This is a genomic window from Gellertiella sp. DMC107, from assembly GCF_056313605.1.
Genome location: NZ_JBQUZZ010000002.1, coordinates 1 through 20,698, shown reverse-complemented (window position 1 = coordinate 20,698; position 20,698 = coordinate 1). Strand labels below are relative to the sequence as shown.

16 protein-coding genes are annotated in these 20,698 nt (G+C 60.8%); 10 read left to right on the top strand and 6 right to left on the bottom strand.

Annotation, left to right across the window (positions count from 1 at the left end; translation table 11 throughout):
- Positions 1-46: 46 nt before the first annotated feature.
- From ACT54B_RS05585 to ACT54B_RS05575, 3 genes are read left to right on the top strand one after another with little or no spacing between them, the layout of a single operon-like run.
- The gene (locus ACT54B_RS05585) at positions 47-361 is read left to right on the top strand and encodes a plasmid stabilization protein (protein WP_476043549.1); all 315 of its coding nucleotides are present in this window, start codon (positions 47-49) and stop codon (positions 359-361) included.
- A gap of 25 nt (positions 362-386) precedes the next feature.
- A complete protein-coding gene (locus tag ACT54B_RS05580) occupies positions 387-596 on the top strand; it encodes a hypothetical protein (protein WP_476043548.1) in 210 nt (69 codons plus the stop codon).
- Positions 597-621: 25 nt separating this feature from the next.
- Entirely contained in the window at positions 622-1,479 is an 858-nt protein-coding gene (locus tag ACT54B_RS05575) for an SDR family oxidoreductase (protein WP_476043547.1), read from the top strand.
- A 10-nt stretch (positions 1,480-1,489) separates the two neighbouring features.
- On the opposite strand, the gene ACT54B_RS05570 is transcribed toward ACT54B_RS05575, so the two are convergent.
- From ACT54B_RS05570 to ACT54B_RS05560, 3 genes are read right to left on the bottom strand one after another with little or no spacing between them, the layout of a single operon-like run.
- Positions 1,490-3,103 (bottom strand): cisplatin damage response ATP-dependent DNA ligase, encoded by a 1,614-nt coding sequence (locus ACT54B_RS05570; protein ID WP_476043546.1) that lies wholly within the window; start codon positions 3,101-3,103, stop codon positions 1,490-1,492.
- The gene (locus tag ACT54B_RS05565; protein WP_476043545.1) at positions 3,100-4,107 is read right to left on the bottom strand and encodes a ligase-associated DNA damage response exonuclease; all 1,008 of its coding nucleotides are present in this window, start codon (positions 4,105-4,107) and stop codon (positions 3,100-3,102) included. The genes ACT54B_RS05570 and ACT54B_RS05565 overlap by 4 nt, the downstream gene beginning before the upstream one ends.
- Positions 4,108-4,154: 47 nt before the next feature.
- Complete coding sequence (locus ACT54B_RS05560; RefSeq protein WP_476043544.1) at positions 4,155-5,180, bottom strand: LacI family DNA-binding transcriptional regulator; 1,026 nt, start codon at positions 5,178-5,180, stop codon at positions 4,155-4,157.
- Positions 5,181-5,349: 169 nt separating this feature from the next.
- On the opposite strand from ACT54B_RS05560, the gene ACT54B_RS05555 reads away from it, so the two are divergent.
- From ACT54B_RS05555 to ACT54B_RS05540, 4 genes are all read left to right on the top strand, one after another.
- On the top strand, positions 5,350-6,882 hold the full coding sequence (locus ACT54B_RS05555; protein ID WP_476043542.1) for a sugar ABC transporter ATP-binding protein: 1,533 nt from the start codon (positions 5,350-5,352) through the stop codon (positions 6,880-6,882).
- Positions 6,883-6,934: 52 nt separating this feature from the next.
- A complete protein-coding gene (locus ACT54B_RS05550) occupies positions 6,935-7,945 on the top strand; it encodes an ABC transporter permease (protein WP_476043540.1) in 1,011 nt (336 codons plus the stop codon).
- Between the two features lie 68 nt (positions 7,946-8,013).
- On the top strand, positions 8,014-8,964 hold the full coding sequence (locus tag ACT54B_RS05545) for a substrate-binding domain-containing protein (RefSeq protein ID WP_476043539.1): 951 nt from the start codon (positions 8,014-8,016) through the stop codon (positions 8,962-8,964).
- 76 nt (positions 8,965-9,040) lie between these two features.
- Entirely contained in the window at positions 9,041-10,093 is a 1,053-nt protein-coding gene (locus ACT54B_RS05540) for a sugar phosphate isomerase/epimerase family protein (protein WP_476043537.1), read from the top strand.
- Here ACT54B_RS05540 and ACT54B_RS05535 read toward each other — a convergent pair.
- Positions 10,090-10,737, bottom strand: coding sequence for a CatB-related O-acetyltransferase (locus ACT54B_RS05535; protein WP_476043536.1), 648 nt, complete (start codon positions 10,735-10,737; stop codon positions 10,090-10,092). The genes ACT54B_RS05540 and ACT54B_RS05535 overlap by 4 nt on opposite strands.
- Positions 10,738-10,924: 187 nt before the next feature.
- Here ACT54B_RS05535 and ACT54B_RS05530 point away from each other — a divergent pair, with 187 nt between their 5' ends.
- The 3 genes from ACT54B_RS05530 (at position 10,925) to ACT54B_RS05520 (ending at position 16,044) form a co-directional block, all read left to right on the top strand.
- On the top strand, positions 10,925-12,094 hold the full coding sequence (locus tag ACT54B_RS05530; protein ID WP_476043534.1) for a Gfo/Idh/MocA family protein: 1,170 nt from the start codon (positions 10,925-10,927) through the stop codon (positions 12,092-12,094).
- Positions 12,095-12,476: 382 nt separating this feature from the next.
- Positions 12,477-14,816, top strand: coding sequence for a glucose/quinate/shikimate family membrane-bound PQQ-dependent dehydrogenase (locus tag ACT54B_RS05525; protein ID WP_476043533.1), 2,340 nt, complete (start codon positions 12,477-12,479; stop codon positions 14,814-14,816).
- A gap of 142 nt (positions 14,817-14,958) precedes the next feature.
- A complete protein-coding gene (locus tag ACT54B_RS05520; RefSeq protein WP_476043532.1) occupies positions 14,959-16,044 on the top strand; it encodes an AI-2E family transporter in 1,086 nt (361 codons plus the stop codon).
- A 23-nt stretch (positions 16,045-16,067) separates the two neighbouring features.
- Here the strand turns inward: ACT54B_RS05520 and ACT54B_RS05515 are convergent, their stop codons facing one another.
- Positions 16,068-18,737 carry a DNA translocase FtsK gene (locus tag ACT54B_RS05515; protein WP_476043531.1) on the bottom strand — a complete coding sequence of 890 codons (2,670 nt, stop codon included), beginning with the start codon at positions 18,735-18,737 and terminating at the stop codon, positions 16,068-16,070.
- A gap of 132 nt (positions 18,738-18,869) precedes the next feature.
- Positions 18,870-20,219 carry a diguanylate cyclase gene (locus tag ACT54B_RS05510; RefSeq protein WP_476043530.1) on the bottom strand — a complete coding sequence of 450 codons (1,350 nt, stop codon included), beginning with the start codon at positions 20,217-20,219 and terminating at the stop codon, positions 18,870-18,872.
- Between the last annotated feature and the right edge of the window lie 479 nt (positions 20,220-20,698).

The window sequence follows — 20,698 nt, the reverse complement described above, 5'->3', positions numbered from 1 at the left end:
GGCCTGTTTCTCTTGGGAGAGCATCAAGAGGCCGAGGAGAAGATCCATGCCGAGAGGGGATAAATCCGCCTATACGGACAAGCAGAAGCGCAAGGCCGCCCATATCGAGGAAGGCTATGAAAAGCGCGGTCTTTCCGAAAGCGAAGCCGAACGCCGGGCTTGGGCAACGGTGAACAAGGAAAGCGGCGGCGGCAACCGGTCAGGATCGGGCCGCGGCAAGCCCGACAGCCATGTATCGGCGAAAAAAGGCGGCGAGCGGGGCGGCAAGGCGAGCGCGCAGCGCCCCGCAGCCGAGCGCTCCGACTCCGCAAAAAAAGCAGCCGCGACGCGCAAGCGAAACGCCGAACACCACCCCCATTGAGCCCGACCAGCCAGAGGATTCCATCATGACCAGCGCCAAGGACGCGGGGAAAACCCGTATCGAGAAAGACGCAGAGGGCCAGTTCGCCAAGAGCCAGGGGGACCGCAAGGCGTCCGGCGTGGCAAGCGCCAAGCCCACCGTTCTCACGCCGCACGGCTCCGAGGATGCAACCATACATCGCCTGCCGCCCGGACAAAAAAAGCCCGGTGGCGTGGAATGGGACCCGCAGTTCTGAGCTGCATGACAAGGAGAGCCGCGCCATGAACGACAAACCCGCCCCGCCCTTTCCTGCGAAAAAGCAGCCCATGCCGGGCAAGACGGAAGACATGCACCCCCGTCCGGATCACGGCGAGACCTCCTATCGCGGGTCTGGCCGGCTTCTCGGCAAGCGGGCCGTCATCACAGGCGCCGATAGCGGCATCGGACGGGCTGTTGCGATCGCCTTTGCCCGGGAAGGGGCCGATATCATCATCTCCTATCTCAACGAACATCAGGACGCGATGGAGACCAAACGTCTCGTCGAAGAAGCGGGGCGGCTGGCGCTTCTGATGGAAGGCGATATCCAAAGCCCCGGCCATTGCCGTGCAATCATCGACCGGGCAATCAGCGATCTGGGCGGGATCGACATCCTCGTCAACAATGCGGCGCATCAAGCCAGCTTCCAGGAAATCACGGATATCACCGACGAGGAATGGGATCTGACGTTCAAGGTCAATATTCACGCCATGTTTTATCTGGTGAAGGCAGCCGTGCCGCACATGAAGCCGGGATCATCGATCATCAATACGGCATCGATCAATTCGGACAAACCGAACCCGACGCTTCTTGCCTATGCCACGACGAAGGGCGCAATCCAGAATTTTACGGCAGGCTTGGCACAGCTTCTGGGGGAAAAGGGGATCCGTGCAAACTGCGTGGCGCCGGGGCCGGTCTGGACTCCCCTCATTCCCTCTACTCTTACAGAGGAAAGCGTGAAGAATTTCGGCAAGCAGGTGCCGATGAAACGTCCGGCACAGCCGGCCGAGCTTGCAACCACCTATGTGATGCTGGCGGATCCCTTATCCAGCTACGTATCGGGTGCAACGATTGCCGTGACGGGCGGCCAGCCGATCCTCTGAAACCCCATGTTCAGGGCGGCAACATGGCCTTGAGGGTTTCCAGGCGGTCTGCATCGGCAGGCCGCTTGTCGGTCCTGAGCCTTGAAATGCGCGGAAAACGCATGGCGACACCGGATTTATGCCGGTTCGACCGGTTGAGGCCTTCGAAGGCCACCTCTACGACGAACCCCTCTTCCTTCGTGGCCCTCAGCACCCGCACGGGGCCGAAACGATCCACCGTATTGTTGCGGACGAAGCGGTCGAGCACCTTCAGCTCCTCGTCCGTGAAGCCGAAATAGGCCTTGCCGACAGGCACGAGCTGATCGCCTTCCGGTCCCTCGGTCCAGACACCGAAAGTGAAATCCGAATAGAAGCTGGAGCGCTTGCCGTGGCCACGCTGGGCATAGATCAGCACTGCATCGATATTGTGCGGGTCTCGCTTCCACTTGAACCACGGGCCCTTCAGACGACCTGCCTGATAGGGGCTGTCGAGCTTTTTCAGCATGACCCCTTCGATGACCGGATCGGGCGGCTCGCGCCGAAGCCTGTCGAGGGTGTCCCAGCTGTCGAAGCCGACCAGCGGGGAGAGATCGAACCGGAAGGGATCGGCGGCACCGATCACGTGGCCGAGCGCTTCGCGTCGTTCCAGAAAGGAAGCGGGCCGCATGTCCGTTTCGCCGGAAAAAAGTAGGTCATAGGCGCGCACGAAGGCGGGGAATTCCTCCATGGTCTTCGCAGTGACGCCCTTGCGGTTCAGTCGCTGCTGCAGATCGGAGAAGGGCCGCGCTGCACCATTGGAGTGGCTGGTGCCACCGACCAGCAATTCGCCGTCGACCGTGCCTTCGAAGCTGATGGCCTCAAGCACATCGGGGAAACTCGTGGAAATATCCTCCCCGCTCCTTGAAAAAATGCGGGCAAGCGATCCCTTGCGGGTGAGCTGGATCCGGATGCCATCCCACTTCCACTCGGCCGCATAATGGGCCGGATCGAGATCCTTCAGATCCCCTTCCTCTACCGGATTGGCAAGCATGACCGGATGGAAGATCGCCGGGCTTTTCAGTTCAGGCCGTTCGGCGCGCCCCTCGATCCAGTCGAAGAGCGAGCGGTAGGGCGGAGAAAGCCCATGCCAGAGCGCTTCGATCTCATTGAAGTCCCGATCTCCAAGGGCGGCCAGCGCCTGTACCGCCAACCGTCGTGAGACACCCACACGCATGGCCCCGGTCGCAAGCTTCAGGAAGGCATAGCGACCGGACGGATCGAGGGCATCGAGGAAATCGCGCACCACGCCGCGCACCGCCGTGCGCCCGGCTCCGTTCAGCCTTTCGATCACGCTGCCAAGGGTCGGCTCGGAGAGGCGTTCCCCGCTTTCCTGTTCGTTGTCCCAGACAAGCGAGATCGTCTCCGCCAGATCCCCCACATAATCATAGGAATAGCGGAACAGCACCTCGTCCATCCGTTCCAGCACAAGTTCGCGCAGCAGCTTCGGTTTTACATGCGGCACGTCGAGCGTGCCGGCGATGGCCGCCAGAGCAAAACCCCTGTCCGGATCCGGAACGATGCGAAAGTAGTCGGTCAGGAGTTTCAGCTTGGCATTCCGGCCCGGTGTGAGCACCAGGCGGTCCAGCAGGGCGGAAAAAGCCTTCATGCGTCCCCCTCGTCCTCGTAACCGACAAGATGCAGCGGCCGCGCGGCAATGCCCTGAAGCTCGCACCAGCGTACCAGCGCTTCCTCCCGACCGTGGGTCACCCAGACTTCACCGGGCATGATTTCGCGGATCGTTGCAGTCAGTTCCGGCCAGTCGCAATGGTCGGAGATGACCAGCGGCAATTCCACGCCGCGCTGGCGGGCGCGCTGGCGCACCATCATCCATCCGGAGGCAAAGGCAGGCAGGGGATCGGCGAAGCGGCGCATCCAGACACCCGAGAAAGCGGATGGGGGCCCCACAACGACCGCACCGCGGAAATCCGTTTTATCCTCATCCACGGCCACCTTTAGCGGTCCGAGGTCGATGCCTTCACTCTGGTAGAATTCACAAAGCCGTACGAGCGCTCCATGCAGAAAAATCGGCTTGTCATAGCCAGCCTGTCGCAGAAGGGCGATGACGCGCTGCGCCTTGCCGAGCGCATAGGCTCCGACGAAATGGGTCCGTTCGGGAAACTGGGCCAGCGAGGCGAGGAGCTTTCGGATTTCCGCAAGGGGATCGGGATGGTGGAAGACCGGAAGGCCGAACGTCGCCTCCGTGATGAAAACATCGCAAGCCACCGGTTCGAACGGGGCGCATGTGGGATCGAGGCTTCGCTTGTAGTCACCGGAGGCGACGATGCGGGTGCCGCGATATTCTACCCGGATCTGGCAGGAGCCCAGCACATGGCCCGCCGGATGAAAGGATAGACGCACGCCCCCCATTTCCACCGTCCCGCCCGGAACCGCCACCTGCTCGCGCCCGCAGAAGCCCTCGCCCATACGGATGCGCATGATATCGAGCGTTTCGCGGGAAGCGAGCACCGCACCGTGACCCGAGCGAGCATGATCGGAATGGCCGTGCGTGATCAGTGCCCGCGCCACGGGCTGCACGGGATCGATATGAAAATCTCCGACGGGGCAGTAAAGCCCCTCAGGAGTTGGATAGAGGAGAGCATCCGGTTTCATCCCTCAAGACATAGCGGCTTTTCCGCCGCTTGCCAGTAGGGGACCGCTCAGAGCAGCCGCTGCCGCGGGGCGCCGACGGAGCTGCGGACCACGAGGTCCGGCAAGACCAGGATTTCCTGCTCCTCCGCAATTGCTCCACCGAGACGCTCGATCAGAAGCGCCATGGCCCGGCGGCCGATGATGCTGCGTGGCTGGCGTATGGTGGTCAGCGAGGGATTGGTGAAGCTGGCCTGCGGAATATCGTCGAAGCCTGTAACGGAGAAATCCCGCGGTACCTGGTAACCGCGGGCCGAGAGTGCCAGCATGGCGCCGACCGCTGTCTGATCGTTCACGCACATGAAGGCTGTCGGGAGCATGTCGCGCATGAAAAGAAGTTCTACGGCAGCCCGGCCGCTTTCCACCGTACCGTCACCATCCAGGATGATGTGCTTTTCGGCAGGAACTCCGAACTCGCGCATGCCGCTCTGGTAGCCTTCTCGCCGGCGCTGGTAGGCGAGACGCGTGCGGCTCTCTCCGATGAAGGCAATGGACCGATGGCCGGCGGAGAGAAGATGATCCACCATCTTGCGCGCCCCGGCGAGGTCATCGACGCCGACATAGGAAATGCCGCCGTTGAAGATCGGCTCGAACACACCGACGGTCGGCGGAAGCTGGGTGGTCGCCGCCTGGTGGCCAAAGGGCAGTGTGCCGGTGAAGAGAATCAGGCCCGCTGCCTGGCCGGAATTCAGAAACTTCAGATATTCCATGCCCCGCAGCGGCTCATTCTGGGTGTGGCCGATGAGAATGCCGTAGCCGTGGGCACGCGCTTCGTTTTCCAGGCCCATCAATATGTGCGAGAAATTGGGATCGCCAATGTCGGGCGCGACGACCAGGATCATGTTGGAGCGGCCGAGCCGAAGCCCCCGCGCCATGGCATTGGTCGTGTAGCCGGTCATCGCGATCGCCTGATGGACTTTCTGGCGGGTCGATTGGGACACTTTCTCCGGCGTGTGAATCGCACGGCTCACAGTCGCAATGGAAACCTGCGCCAGACGGGCGACATCCTCGATCGTTGCGGAAGCGGGGTGAGACACTGCGGATAGGTCCTGAGATGCTAATGGACGGGGACCATATACAGCCTGAGGCCCCATGAAAAGCCAACTTTCAGCGAAATCCTTGATTTTCCGATAATGTAAACCTTTACATGGTCGATGTAAAGGTTTACATCATGCCTCCATGGGAAGAGGGGCCCGGGAGGAAAGCATGTCCGAGACAGGCGTGGCCGTCATGGCTGCGAGCCGCATCTGCAAATCGTTTTCCGCCGTGCAGGTCTTGTTCAGCGTCGACTTCGAATTGCGACGCGGCGAGGTTCACGCCCTGATGGGAGAGAACGGCGCGGGAAAATCCACTCTGGTCAAGGTGCTGAGCGGCTTCGAGAAGCCCACCTCGGGCCGAATTCTGCTGGATGGACAGGATGCGTCTTTCGCCAACAATCGCGCAGCGGAAGCCGCCGGCATTGTCCTGATCCACCAGGAGTTCAACCTCGCCGATCACCTCACCGTTTCGGAGAGCATGTTTCTGGGTCGGGAAATCACCCGGTTCGGCATTCTCGACAGGCGCTCCATGCGCAAGGCCACCCGGGATATTCTGGACAGGCTCGGCTCCCGCATTCATGAAGATGCGCTGATATCGTCGCTTGCGGTTGCCGACAAGCAGATGGTGGAAATCGCCAAGGCGATCAGCCGCAATGCCCGCGTGGTGTTCATGGACGAGCCCACGGCGGTGCTCTCCCGAGAGGAAACACGCATTCTCTTCGACCAGGTGCGGCGCTTACGCGATCAGGGCACCAGCTTCGTCTTCGTCTCGCACAAGCTGGACGAGGTGATGGAGCTTGCCGACCGCGTGACCGTGCTGCGCGACGGGCAATGGGTGAAGACTGCGCCGGTTTCCGAGCTGGATGGCGAAAGCATTGCCCAGCTCATGGTGGGCCGTGAACTTTCCAGCCTCTATCCGGCAAAACACGAACCGGACGTGGACGAGGAGATTGCCCTTGCTGTGAGCAACCTGACCACAGGATACGTCAAGGATGCCACCTTCGAGGTCCGCAAGGGCGAGGTTTTCGGTTTCTCCGGGCTGATCGGTTCAGGCCGCAGCGCCTTGATGGAGGCGATTGCCGGTATCCGAATTCCCACAAGCGGCCATGTCCTTGTTTACGGCACCCCGCTCCAGGCCGGGGATGTACGAACAGCCAATCGGGCCGGTCTTGCCTATATGACGAAGGACCGCAAGGGCAAAGGCCTTCTCCTGCAGGAGGGCATGACCGTCAATCTGACGCTGCAATCGCTGGAGCGCCACGGATCGGTCGCCTATCTCGATCCCAAAAGCGAGGCGAAGGCCATGGACCGGGCAAGACGTCGCTTCGATATTCGAGTGCGGGACGGCAATGTGGTGGCGGCGCGCATGTCGGGCGGCAACCAGCAGAAATTGCTCCTCGCCAAGGTGATGGAGACCGATCCCAAGATCGTCATCATCGATGAACCCACCCGCGGTATCGATGTCGGCACCAAGCAACAGATCTATCATTTTATCTCGTCGCTCGCCCGCGACGGCTGGTCGATCATCGTGGTCTCGTCGGAAATGCCGGAAATCATCGGCCTTTGCAGCCGGGTTGCGGTGATGCGCGAGGGCCGGATCGTCGGCGTGCTGGAGGGGGACGAAATCAACGAACAGGAAATCATGCGTTACGCCGCGGGGCTGAAGAAGCAATCGCCGCCTGTGCAGGCCGTGACCGCTTGAACAGCGGGGCATGAGGCGCGTGAAGAACGAACGGGAGGGGACAGAGCAGGCCATGAACAGCAATTCGGAAACGACGGACAAGGCGCGGACGGCGCGAGGCTTCGGCGATATGGACCTGAGGGCCATCGCACCCTTTGCAGCGCTGGCCCTGTTGCTGATTGTCGGCGCGCTGGTGAACCCGAACTTCATCAGCCTCGCCAATCTTGCCAACGTGGCCACCCGCTCCGCCTTTATCGCGATCATCGCCGTCGGAGCCACCTTTGTCATATCCGCAGGCGATCTCGATCTCTCGGTCGGCTCCATGGTTGCCTTCGTGGCCAGTCTCATGATTCTTTTCATGAATTCCGGTGCCATTGCCGATCCTGCCCTGACGATCGCCGCTGCCATCGCCCTGACCATTCTGGCCGGCGCCGTCTGCGGCTTCTTCAACGGCCTGATCACCACCGTTGGCAAGATCGAGCCCTTTATCGCCACGCTCGGCACCATGGGCATCTATCGCGGATTGACCACCTGGCTGTCCCAGGGCGGCGCGATCACGATGAAATCGCCCGACATTCAGACGATGGTGCGTCCTGCCTACTTCGGCAGCGTGCTCGGCATCCCGGTTCCCATCGTCGTCATTCTCGTCGTCACCGCCATCGCCGCCTTCATTCTCTACCGTACCCGCTACGGCCGCCATGTGGTGGCGGTGGGCTCCAGCAGCGATGTGGCCCGCTATTCCGGCATCGCGGTCAACCGCGTGCGCATGGTGGCCTTCATCATCCAGGGGCTCTGCGTCGCGATTACCGTGCTTCTCTACGTGCCACGCCTCGGCTCGACCTCAGCCACCACGGGCATCCTGTGGGAGTTGCAGGCCATCACTGCGGTCGTCGTCGGTGGCACGGCCCTGAAGGGGGGCGCGGGTCGGGTCTGGGGCACCATCTGCGGCGCCTTCATTCTGGAGATCGTCGGCAACATCATGCTGCTTTCCAATTTCATCAGCGAATACCTGATCGGTGCCATCCAGGGCTCGATCATCATCATCGCGATGCTCGTGCAGCGCTCGCTCGTTCGAAAATCGTGAGGCCGTTCCGGGAGGCTCGGCCAGACGTACCGCCCGAAAGGGCGATCAACCCCAGGAGGAGAACACACATGCTCAAGAATTTTGCACGCGCCGCAGCTTTTGCGGCCATCGGCCTCACGGCTGGTGTGGCGGGAGCAGATGACGCCAAGACCATCGGCGTTTCCATTCCCGCGGCAGACCACGGCTGGACCGCTGGCGTCGTCTATCACGCCGAACGGGTGGCCGAACTCCTGCAGAAATCGCATCCGGGGCTCAAGGTGGTGGTGAAGACCTCGCCCGATCCGGCAAGCCAGGCCAATGCAATCCAGGATCTCGAAACCCAGGGTCTCGATGCGCTCGTCATCCTGCCGACGGATCCCGATCCGCTGGTCAACGCCATCAAGGAAGTGAAGAGCAAGGGCACTTTCGTTGCCATCGTCGACCGTGCCCCGAGCGTCATGGACGACACGGTCCGCGATCTCTATGTGGCGGGCAACAACCCGGCGCTCGGCGAAGTGGCCGGCAACTACATCAAGAACACCACGCCGGATGCGGAAGTTGTCGTCATCCGCGGCCTGCCGATCCCGATCGACCAGCAGCGTCAGGACGGGTTCGACAAGGCAATCGCCGGCTCCAACGTCAAGGTTCTCGACCGCCAGTTCGGCAACTGGAACCGCGACGATGCCTTCAAGGTGATGCAGGACTATCTGACCAAGTTCCCCAAGATCGACGTGGTCTGGTGCCAGGATGACGACATGGCCGTCGGCGTGCTGCAGGCCATCGAGCAGTCCGGCCGCACCGACATCCAGTATGTGGTCGGCGGTGCCGGCTCCAAGGACATGATCAAGAAGGTTCAGGACGGCGACAAGATGATCCCGGTCGACGTGCTCTATCCGCCGGCCATGGTCGGTTCTGCCATGGAACTGACGGCTGCGGCGCTTTACAGCCAGGTTCCGGTGCGCGGCACCTACACGCTGGATGCGACGCTTGTCACGAAGGACAATGCCAAGGATTTCTACTTCCCGGACTCGCCCTTCTGAGCTTATAAATCGATTTAAGGGGAGCGCTTCATCGAAGCGCTCCTTTGCTTGAACTCTTTGCCATGGGAGGATTGGCATGAAGACGATCAAGGGTCCGGCGCTTTTCCTGGCGCAGTTCGCAGGCGATGCCGCCCCTTTCAATTCCTGGAAGGATATTACCCGCTGGGCCGCCGATTGCGGTTACAAAGGCGTGCAGGTGCCGAGCTGGGACGGCCGGCTGATCGACCTGAAAAAAGCGGCGACCTCGAAGGACTATTGCGACGAGTTCGCCGGCGTCGCCCGCGAGAACGGTGTCGAGATCACCGAGCTTTCCACGCACCTTCAGGGTCAGCTCGTGGCCGTGCATCCTGCCTATGACGAGGCATTCGACGGATTTGCGGCCCCGGAAGTGCGCGGTAACGCCAAGGCGCGCCAGGAATGGGCGGTCGAACAGGTGAAGCTCTGCCTCACGGCTTCGAAAAATCTCGGCCTCACCGCCATGGCCTCTTTCTCCGGCGCGCTTGCCTGGCCCTTCATCTATCCTTGGCCGCAGCGGCCGGCCGGCCTCGTCGAAACCGCTTTCGACGAGCTCGCCCGCCGCTGGCGGCCGATCCTCGACCATGCGGAGGATTGCGGGGTCGATGTCGCCTATGAGATTCACCCCGGTGAAGATCTGCATGACGGCGTCACGTTCGAGATGTTCCTCGCCCGCGTCGGCAATCACGCGCGCGCCAACATGCTCTACGATCCCTCGCACTACGTGTTGCAGTGCCTCGACTATCTCGACCACATCGACATCTATCACGAGCGGATCAAGATGTTCCATGTGAAGGATGCCGAGTTCAATCCGACCGGACGGCAGGGTGTCTATGGCGGCTTCCAGTCCTGGGTGAACCGGGCCGGGCGTTTCCGCTCCCCGGGCGACGGCCAGGTGGATTTCGGCTCGATCTTCTCGAAGCTCACCGCCCATGACTTTGATGGCTGGGCTGTTGTCGAATGGGAATGCTGCCTGAAGCATCCCGAAGACGGCGCGCGGGAAGGGGCGGACTTCGTCCGCAGCCACATCATCCGCGTCACCGAAAAGGCCTTCGACGATTTTGCCGGCGCCGGCACCGACGAGGCGGCGAACCGGCGCATGCTGGGGATCTAGACTTGGCGGCTGGCCTGGCGAAGCGCATCCATGTCGCCGCTCTCGAGCGCGGCGACATGCGTTTCGATGGTGTCCGCCGGCCAGTCCCACCAGGCCAAGTCAAGCAGTTCGGCAATCTTCCGGTCGTCGAAGCGCTTGCGGATAGGTCTGGCGGGATTGCCGCCTACAATCGTGTAGGGCTCCACATCGCGGGTCACCACGGAGGCTGCGGCGATGATCGCACCGCTCCCGATCGTAACACCCGGCATGATCACCGATCCGTGGGCGATCCAGACATCGTGTCCGACGATCGTGTCCTGATAGGGGAGATCCGGATAGCCGCCGGTGCGCGCGAGATCGAAAATCCGGAAGGGAAAAGTCGTGAGGCCGTCCATCGGGTGATTGGCCGAACTGGTGATGAAATAGGAACCACGGGCGATCTGGCCGAATTTACCGATGATCAGCCGCTCCGGGCTGAAGGGGAAGGTGTAGGGTGCGAGGATGCCCGCCGTCTCCTCGAGGCGGCCGGCATGGGTGAAATAAGTGTAGTCGCCCGCCTCGATTCGAGGGTGATCGAGAACGGCTTTCAATTGCACGGTTTCGGTTACGACGGTTCCGTCGGGAAGCGTGATGGGATGCGCCTTGCGCGCGTCGAGAAGGGGCATGACTGGATCCATTGGGTCAGGGGGTCAAAGGGGGAAGACCCTACAGGGTATTCGTCCCGTTCATCGTCTGGCCTCGCCGGGAGGCGGATCTCAGTTGTTCATCGACAGGGCATCCTTCTCGTCAGGACTTCAAGGATAAACGCAATTCAGGGCATACTCAAGGCAATCATAGAGAGAGGAGACGAGGATGGCGATCGAAGGACGGTCAGAAAAGCGGGAGCCGCGCATCAGGCTCGGCATGGTGGGTGGCGGCTCGGGCGCCTTTATCGGCGCAGTGCACCGCATTGCGGCCCGCATCGACGATCATTATGAGCTGGTTGCAGGAGCGCTCTCCTCCACGCCGGAGAAATCCCGTCAATCCGGGGCGGAGCTCGGTCTCGATCCCGCCCGCACCTATGATGATTTCAAATCCATGGCGATCCGTGAGGCGAAGCTGAAGAACGGCATCGAGGCCGTGGCCATCGTGACGCCGAATCACATGCACTATCCGGCGGCCAAGGAATTCCTGCGCCGCGGTATCCACGTGATCTGCGACAAGCCGCTCACGTCCAACCTCGCCGACGCAAAGAAGCTTCTGAAAATCGCACAGGAGTCGGATGCGCTCTTCGTGCTGACGCACAATTACACAGGGTATCCCATGGTGCGGCAGGCGCGCGAGATGGTGCGCAACGGCGAACTGGGGGAAATCAGGGTTGTTCAGGTCGAATATCCTCAAGACTGGCTCGCCGAACCGATCGAACAGTCGGGCCAGAAGCAGGCAGCCTGGCGTACGGATCCGAAACAATCCGGCGCCGGCGGCTCTACGGGCGATATCGGAACGCATGCGTATAATCTAGCGTCTTTCGTCACCGGTCTTGAACTCGAGGAGCTTGCCGCGGATGTGCATACGTTCGTGCCTGGCCGACAGCTGGATGACAATGCCCATGTGATGTTGCGTTTCGCCGGTGGAGCAAGGGGCATGCTCTGGTGCAGCCAGGTGGCGACAGGACATGAGAACGGGCTGAAGCTGCGTGTCTACGGCACCAAGGGCGGTATCGAATGGGTGCAGGCTGACCCGAACTACCTCTGGTTCACGGAACTCGGCAAGCCGAAACAGCTGATAACCCGCAACGGCGCGGGTGCGAATGCCGCGGCTGCGCGGGTCAGCCGCGTCCCGAGCGGTCATCCGGAAGGCTATCTCGAAGGTTTCGCGACGATCTATACGGAAGCAGCCCGCGCGATTCATGCGAGACGTCAGGGAAAGCCTGTCGATCCGGAGGTCATCTATCCGACGGTTGAGGACGGCGTGAAGGGTGTAGCCTTCGTGGAAGCCTGCATTGCCTCTTCGAAGCGTAACGGAGCCTGGATCAAACTCTGACCCTTCACCGTCCCGGCTGTCCATCCCGCCCGTCTCCCATCTGGCAGACGGGCGGTTTTTTTATGCCTCTTTCCGCGCACGGGGCGTGACCAGACGGAACCAACCATTCGGGCCCCGCGTTCCCCTCGATAAATGGCAGGAGGCAAACATGCGCAATAGGTGGATCTGGATCCTGATCGTCGCCCTTCTTCTGCTCGCTGGCCTTTTTTTAGGTGGTTATCTGGGACCGTCCCCGGGCCCCTCGTCCGAAGGGCAGCAACCGTCTCCCCATGCCATTGACCAGACGCCGTGACCGGTCACGTCCGCTGCGCATCCCACATCTTTCCAAGACGACCAGTTCAGACGGGCGACCCATCGCCCCATCCCTTCGGGAGAAAATGACGTGCTTATTTCCCTGACCGCTATCCTCTTTCTGCTCGCCGGCCTTGTTCTCGCCGGAGGCGGCGCCTGGCTCCTGGCTCTTGGCGGAACGCCGTTTTATCTGTTTGCCGGTGTGATGATGGTGGCAACCGCCATTTTCCTGTTTCGCCGCCGCGCCCTCGCTCTTGCTCTTCACGGCATTCTGATTGTGGTGGCGCTGGTCTGGGCGATATCCGAAGTCGGGTTCGACTGGTGGCAGCTCGGTCCCAGGGGTGGAGTGCTTATTCTCCTGGGCCTCTGGCTATTGCTCCCTTTCGTCCGCCGGAACCTCGGCCGGCGAACACCCAGCTTCGAGGAGGCCGGGGCCGCCTATAGCTGGGTTCTGGCTCTCCCGCTCATCGCCTCCATCGGGGTGGCCCTGTATGCAATGACGCAGGATCCCTACGATAGGACCGGCAGCTTGCCAGAGGCGGTGCAGAACACGGCGGCCTTTGGCGGGTCCGTGCCCGACAGCGATTGGCACCAATATGGACGAACGCCCTTCGGGCAGCGTTTTTCACCCTTGGCGGATATCACGCCTGCGAATGTTTCCAAGCTGACCGTTGCCTGGCAATATCAGACCGGCGACGTGAAACGCCCGGAAGACGTGGGCGAAACCACCTATCAGGTCACGCCACTCAAGGTCGGCGAGACCCTCTACCTCTGCACGCCCCACAATCTTGCCATTGCGCTCGATGCCGTCAGCGGCAAAGAAAAGTGGCGCTTTGATCCGAATGTCGGTCTCAATCCGGACCGGCAGCACCAGACATGCCGGGGCGTGACCTATTACAAGTCTCCCACGGCCGCCGCGGGTAGCGCTTGCGCCGAACGGGTCTATCTGCCCACCTCCGATGCTCGGCTGATCGCTCTGGATGCGGCGACCGGCAAGATCTGCGAGAGCTTTGCCGACAAGGGCGTGCTTCACCTGGAGCAGGGCATGAAATATCGCCCCGCGGGATACTATTACTCGACCTCTCCTCCCGTTGCCGCCGCCGGCAAACTGATCATCGGCGGAGCGGTGAACGACAATTACTCCACGCAGGAGCAATCGGGCGTCATTCGTGCCTTCGACATCGAAACCGGTGCGCTTGTCTGGAACTGGGATTCGGGCAATCCGGACCAGACCGCACCCCTGCCGCCCGGCCAGTTCTACACCACCAATTCTCCCAATGCCTGGTCCGTGCTCTCGGCCGACGAGGCGATCGGCATGGTCTACGTGCCCCTCGGCAACCAGGTGCCGGACCAGCTCGGCATGAACCGAAGCGCGAATGTCGAAAAATTCTCCTCGTCCATCGTCGCCCTCGACCTGAACAGCGGCGCGCTGAAATGGGTTCGCCAGACCGTGCACCACGATCTATGGGACATGGATGTTCCTGCCCAGCCCGTGCTTCTGGATCTGAAGCGGTCCGATGGGCAGTCCGTTCCAGCTTTGGTCGGGCCGACCAAGCAGGGAGATATTTACGTGCTGGATCGCAGAACGGGCGAACCGATCATTCCCGTCCGGGAGGTGCCCGCACCGGGTGGGGCTATTCCTGAAGACCGCACCGCCCCGACGCAGCCTCTCTCAGACCTGACCTTTTCGCCGCCGGCTTTGCGGGAACGGGATATGTGGGGGATCACGCTTTTCGATCAACTGGCCTGCCGCATCTCCTTTTTCAGTCACCGTTATGACGGGCGCTATACGCCTCCGTCTTTGCGCGGAACGATCGTCTATCCGGGCAATTTCGGCGTGTTCAACTGGGGCAGCGTCGCCATCGATCCGGAGCGGCAGATTCTGTTCGGCATGCCCACCTATCTCGCCTTTACCTCGAAACTCGTTCCAGCGGCATCCATTCCGCCCAAGGGTGAAGGCACGAAGGGGAGTGAACAGGGCCTCAACCGCAATGATGGAGCACCCTATGGCGTGGTCATGGGGCCGTTTCTCAGTCCGCTCGGTATTCCATGCCAGGCTCCCCCATGGGGCTATGTCGCCGGTGTCGACCTGAATTCGGGCAAGATCGTCTATCGCCATCGCAACGGAACCGTACGCGACATGACTCCGCTTCCGCTGCCTTTCAAAGTGGGAGTTCCGGGAATTGGTGGGCCTATGCTGACCCGCGGCGGCGTGGCTTTCCTCGGTGCAGCCGTAGACGACTATCTGCGGGCCTATGACGTCACGACAGGAAAAGTTCTCTGGGAGAGCCGCCTCCCGGCGGGCGGCCAGGCCACGCCCATGAGTTATCGGGGATCGGACGGGAAGCAATATGTGGTGATCGTTGCCGGGGGCCACGGCTCCGTTGGCACGAAGCCTGGCGACTACGTCATTGCCTACCGTCTGCCATGAGGAACAGAAGCGGCCGGCGACAGCCCACAAACATGCCTGCACGCCGTTGCAGGGAACCAATCCTGCGCTCGGGCATTCTGCGCGCAAAGGCCGGCTCCGCTTCCATCCGGAAACCGGGCATGCTGCCGCGGGGAGCACGCGTATGACCAAAAACAGCCGGCCCTATATCATAGGGATTTTCTTCATTCTCGTGATCCACTCCCTCTATCTCGGAAAGGAATTCCTCACGCCGGTTTTCCTGGCCTTCATGCTCTCGACGACGCTGGCGCCGGTGGTTCGCATGCTCAGCAAATGGCATGTCCCCCCCGCTTTGGCGGCGACGCTTCTGATAGCGGGCTCGGCCTTCATCTTCTTTCTGCTCGGCTATATCACCAGCGGTCCGATTGCCGGGCTGATCGCCGATGCCCCGCAGATCGGCTATACGCTGAAATTCAAGCTGATCGGGCTTCGACAGTCCCTCGCAGGCGCTCTCGAGGCCACGTCGCAGATCGAGAACGTGACGGCCGACATCAATGATACGACCGCACAGAAAGTCGTTGTCGCCCAGCCCGGCATCCTGTCGAAGGCGGCCGGAAACCTTCTATCGGCCGGCACCACCATCGCCATCACGTTCGTCCTGTCGCTTTTCCTGCTGGCGTCAGGAAATCTTTTCTACCAGAAGATCGTTCAATCCTTTTCCCGCCTCAGCGACAAGAAAAAGGTCTTGCGGATCGTCTACAGCATCGAGGGCGAAATCTCCCGCTATCTGCTGACCATCACGATCATCAATATCATGGTGGGCATTTTCGTCGGGGCGGGTCTCTGGTTGATCGGAATCGAGAATCCCCTCGTATGGGGCGTGCTGGCCTTCTTGCTGAATTATCTGCCTTACATCGGCGCGCTGATCTCCATCGTGGTGGTGGGGATCATTTCCATCATCAGCTTTGACAATGTCTTCTACAGTCTGCTCGCCCCGGGGCTCATTCTCTTCACCCACATTGCGGAGGGCCAGTTCCTGACACCCATGCTGGTGGGACGACGGATGGAGTTGAATGCGGTAGCGGTATTCATCTCCATCTCGTTCTGGTCGTGGCTCTGGGGCTTCATCGGCGCGCTGATGGCCGTTCCGATCCTCGTGATGATCAAGGTGATCGCAGACCATGTGGACGGACTGAAGCCGCTCGGCAACTTTCTATCGGGTGATCATCCACCCATCAGCGATGCACCGAGCAGGGCCGTACAGGATTGAGCCCTGTTATCGACGGCGGACGATCAGTCAAAGCTCTCCATGGGCGAGGGCTCATGCTGATCCCGGGTTCCGGACAGAATGGCCCGCTTGCCCACATGGTTCGCCGGGCCCACCAGACCTTCCTGCTCCATACGCTCGACAAGCGATGCAGCGCGGTTGTAGCCAATTCCCAGCCGGCGCTGGATGTAGGACGTCGAGCATTTCTTGTCGCGCAGTACAAGCTTGACCGCCTTGTCATAAAGGTCGTTGCCGTCCTCTTCCGCCATGGCTGACTTGTCGAAGACCGGTGCTTCTTCCTCGGCCTCTTCCTCGATCTCGTCTGCGTCTTCCGTCACGGTACCAAGATATTCCGGGCGGCCTTGGGTCTTCAGGTGAGCGACGACCTTTTCGACCTCTTCATCGGAAACGAAGGGCCCGTGGACGCGGGCAATGCGGCCGCCGCCCATCATATGAAGCATGTCGCCCTGGCCAAGCAGGTGTTCGGCACCCGGCTCGCCGAGAATGGTACGGCTATCGATCTTGGACGTGACCTGGAAAGAGATGCGGGTGGGGAAATTCGCCTTGATGGTGCCGGTGATCACATCCACGGAAGGTCGCTGGGTTGCCATGATCAGATGGATGCCGGCGGCACGGGCCATCTGGGCCAGCCGCTGGATGGCGCCCTCGATTTCCTTGCCGGCGACCATCATGAGATCGGCCATTTCGTCCACGATGACGACGATATAGGGCATGGCTGTCAGATCCATCTCGACCTGCTCGTACAGCAGCTCGCCGGTCTGGCGATCAAAGCCATTCTGAACCGTGCAGAAAATCGTTTCGCCCTTGGCGCGCGCTGCGGCAGCCCTGCTGTTATAGCCGTCGATATTGCGGACGCCGAGCCGCGACATCTTGCGGTAGCGCTCCTCCATTTCGCGAACCGCCCACTTCAGAGCCATGACCGCCTTTTTCGGATCGGTCACAACAGGTGTGAGCAGATGCGGAATCCCGTCATAGACGGAAAGCTCCAGCATTTTGGGATCCACCATGATGAGCCGGCACTCTTCCGGCTTCAGCCGATAGATCAGGGAAAGGATCATGGTATTGATGGCGACCGACTTGCCGGAACCGGTCGTGCCTGCCACGAGCAGATGCGGCATCTTGGCCAGTTCCGCGATGACCGGTTCACCGCCGATCGTCTTGCCGAGGCAGAGTGGTAGGTGGAAACGGCTGCCGGCATAATCGGACGATTCGATCAGCTCGCGCAGATAAACGGTTTCACGCACCGGATTGGGCAGCTCAATGCCGATCACATTCCGGCCGGGAACCACCGCGACACGAGCGGACAGCGCCGACATCGAGCGGGCGATATCGTCGGAAAGACCGATGACGCGTGAGGATTTTACACCCGGAGCCGGCTCGAATTCATACAGGGTAACGACCGGGCCTGGCCTTACGTCGATGATCTCGCCCTTCACGCCAAAATCTTCCAACACACTTTCAAGAAGCCCGGCGCTCTGCTCGAGAGCCTCGGGCGTCATCGAGGTCTCTACCCGCTGGCTGGGCTCCTGCAACAACGCAATCGAAGGAAATTCGAACTCGCCCGATGTCTGAGCGACGACCAACGGATCCATCATTGCAAAACGGGGCTTTTCTACCGAAAGGGCCGGCTCCGGATTGTCCGTTGGAACCACGACGGGCTCGACGAGACGCGCTGTCATCTGCAGTTCTGTAAGGGTGGGGTGAGCAGGCGGCGGCGAAGCTGGCTCCGGCGTGGGTGCCGTGACAGCCACCGCAGCGGTTGCCACGGGGATTTCCCTGTAGAGCCCCGCGATCGAGCCGTCTGCGACCGGAAAGCGCGGGAGGGGCGCAACCAATACTGCCGGTGCCGGCACAGCCGGCTTTTCGGCAAAGGCATGTGGAGGCGTGCGGACCGGTTCCACGATTTCAGCGCTGGTCCGGACTGACGCGCGCAAAATCTGCTGGTTGCGCAATGCCGAAGGCTCGGGCCGTGGCGCAGGCACCGGTTCTTCCGGAGTCATGGCGACGGATTCCCAGAAGGCGAAGTCGGACAGGAAGTGTCGGGCCTCAGCGGCGACCGTTGCAGCCACAGCGGCTCGACCAGAGGGCGCTGTCGCGGGTTCGGCCTTGGCCGCCTCACCGAGCGCCTCAATCAGCCGCCCAAGCGGAGCAGACACGGATGGACCCGGCGCAGAGACCGGATGGCTGGAATTCTGCCGAACACCCACCGGATGGCGGCTCTCGAATTCCTGTCGGAGCCTGAAGGTAATGGCACGGGCACCGGTGGGATGGATCTCCTGCGGAACCGGGGACGCCATCGCCTGCGTGGAAGCGATCATCTGGACCGTTCCGGAAATGGGTGCGGGCACTATGGAAGCATGCGGCGTTGCGGCAGTTGCCACGGGGGCAGAAAGGGCGGCTGGCAGTTCTGCCGGTGTCGCGTGATCCGGCTCGCTCGCCGGACGACGGCTCAAAGCGGCCTCGGGCGTGCGGCTGAAGCGTACATTTGGTCGAAGCGTGAATGCGTCCTGCCAGCCAGGCAAGCCTCCTCGTCCTTCGATCTCGCTGGCGGCAATTTCATCGGTTCCGCGATGGGAGGGACCTGCGAAACGAGCTGCAGCGGGCTGGCGGCGATCCCCTTCATCCCTGGCTAATTCGTTGGAGGAATTACCGAAATTTGTACGATTGATGCGCATGGGGAGTCACAACACTCATCATAAATGGACAAAGGACACTCACCACAATCAATAGAAAATAAACGTTAACACCCCCTTGCCGCGGCTCTCCGGAACTGAGGCCGGCCGGAGAAAGACAGCACAAAGCAAGCATCACAGGGGCCGAACACCGCACTCCACGCGGTTGCGGCCGGCATTTTTGGCGCGATAAAGCGCTTCATCTGCCGAATCGATCAGAAATTTGAAGTCGGGATGGCCTTCAAACTCGGCAAGGCCGATGGAAACGGTCACAGAAATCTCGCCATGGCCTGGAAGGCGAAAAGAGTGCGTCTCGCAGGCTGCTCTTATGGTTTCGGCAACCTCCATGGCTTTTGCGACCGGTGTTTCGACCAGCGCAACAAGAAATTCCTCTCCTCCATACCGGAAGACGAAATCGGCTGGAGTCACCGAATTCAGCAGCAGATCGGCAACCTGTTGCAGCACTGCATCGCCGCTGGCATGACCGTGGGTATCGTTGACCGCCTTGAAGAAATCGACATCCACCATCAAGACCGTCAAAGCCACGCCGTTGGTGGCTGCAAGCTCCAGTTCGCGACTGATGATCGAGGCGAGAAATCGCCGGTTCAAGGTGCGCGTCAGGGGATCGTGGCCGTTGCCAATGGCATTCGCCGTTTGAAAGAGATCATTCAGCAAGAACTTGATTTCATCGATGCGGCGCCGCAGTTCGTTGATCATCTGGCCGTTGTCAGCGGCCGAATTATCGGAGGAGCTGGCCAGCCCTGGAAGGATGAAATCATCAATCTGCTGGATCGCCACCTTCATGTTCTCCAGCGTCAATGTGCCTTCAAAGAGCACACTGGCGCGGTGACGGACCCAGAGGCCGAAGGGTGACTGGTTGAGGGGCTTGCAGTTCTGGCCTGCTCCTTTGGCGATGATGTCAAACAGGACGGTTTGGCTCCATTCCATCAGGGCGGCGCGCTGGCTTTCGCGCTCGGCCCCCACGTCCTGTCCCAAGGCAAACAATCGATAGGCTTCGTCCGCTCGGGCCCGCTGACCGGCTTTCTGGACAAAAGCGGCACTCATGTGGCGCATGGCGAGATCGACCCGTTGACCGAACGCCAGAACAGCCGCCAGAATATCGCCCGGTTCCCGGCCTTGACGGTGAAGATGGACGATCATCTCATTCTTGAGGAGCGACGCGCCCTCGAGCACCAGATGGATCGGGATTTTCAACCGCGCATGGATCTCGCCGATCTGCCGTTGCCGATCCGCAAATGTTGTTTCATCAAGATCCGGTGCGCAAATATCTGCCAACCAATCCTTCAGGCTCTGCGTAAGTCGCTGCTGAACAACCGTATGGGAAAGGTAGGTCGAAGCCTCCTCATGGGCCAAGAACAACCGGTAAAAGGAATCCGCAAATCCATTTGCATACTGGCGCACGATGTCCTGAGCGAGCGAAATGGGACTGAAAAGGCTGGAAGAGGGCTCACCCGGATTTTGCACGTCGCCGCGACCTCTTGGATGCGATGTCTTTTGAAGTAGAAAATACAAATATTGGAATATCAGATTTCCGGTGATCGCTGCAAGACACAGGGAGGTCTATAGTTTCTGGGGCTGTGCCTTCAATTTTAATGATACTTTCAGCAACTATGCCACCTTAGATATAGGTGTTGTTCGTCTCATTCCTTGGTGGCCCAGATTGGTATCGGCGTCGGTTTCACGGTTGTCCGAATATTTTCATCAGACGGAACCGTAGTCCTCATTCGACGTGCCACGCAGCTGTGAACCGAACGGGCGAATTGGGGGAACATCGGTCAGTCCGAGGGGGCAGTGCGGTGCTAACGACGTGGTTCCAACTCTCCGCATAGCGGAGTGGACAGCGACCAAGATGCGGATTTGTTGGCAAGTCTGTGTTTTTGTCGTGTTGTGTGAAGGCTAGCCGCTGAGGGGTAGGACCTGGGAAGGCGAACGTGTTGGAGTTG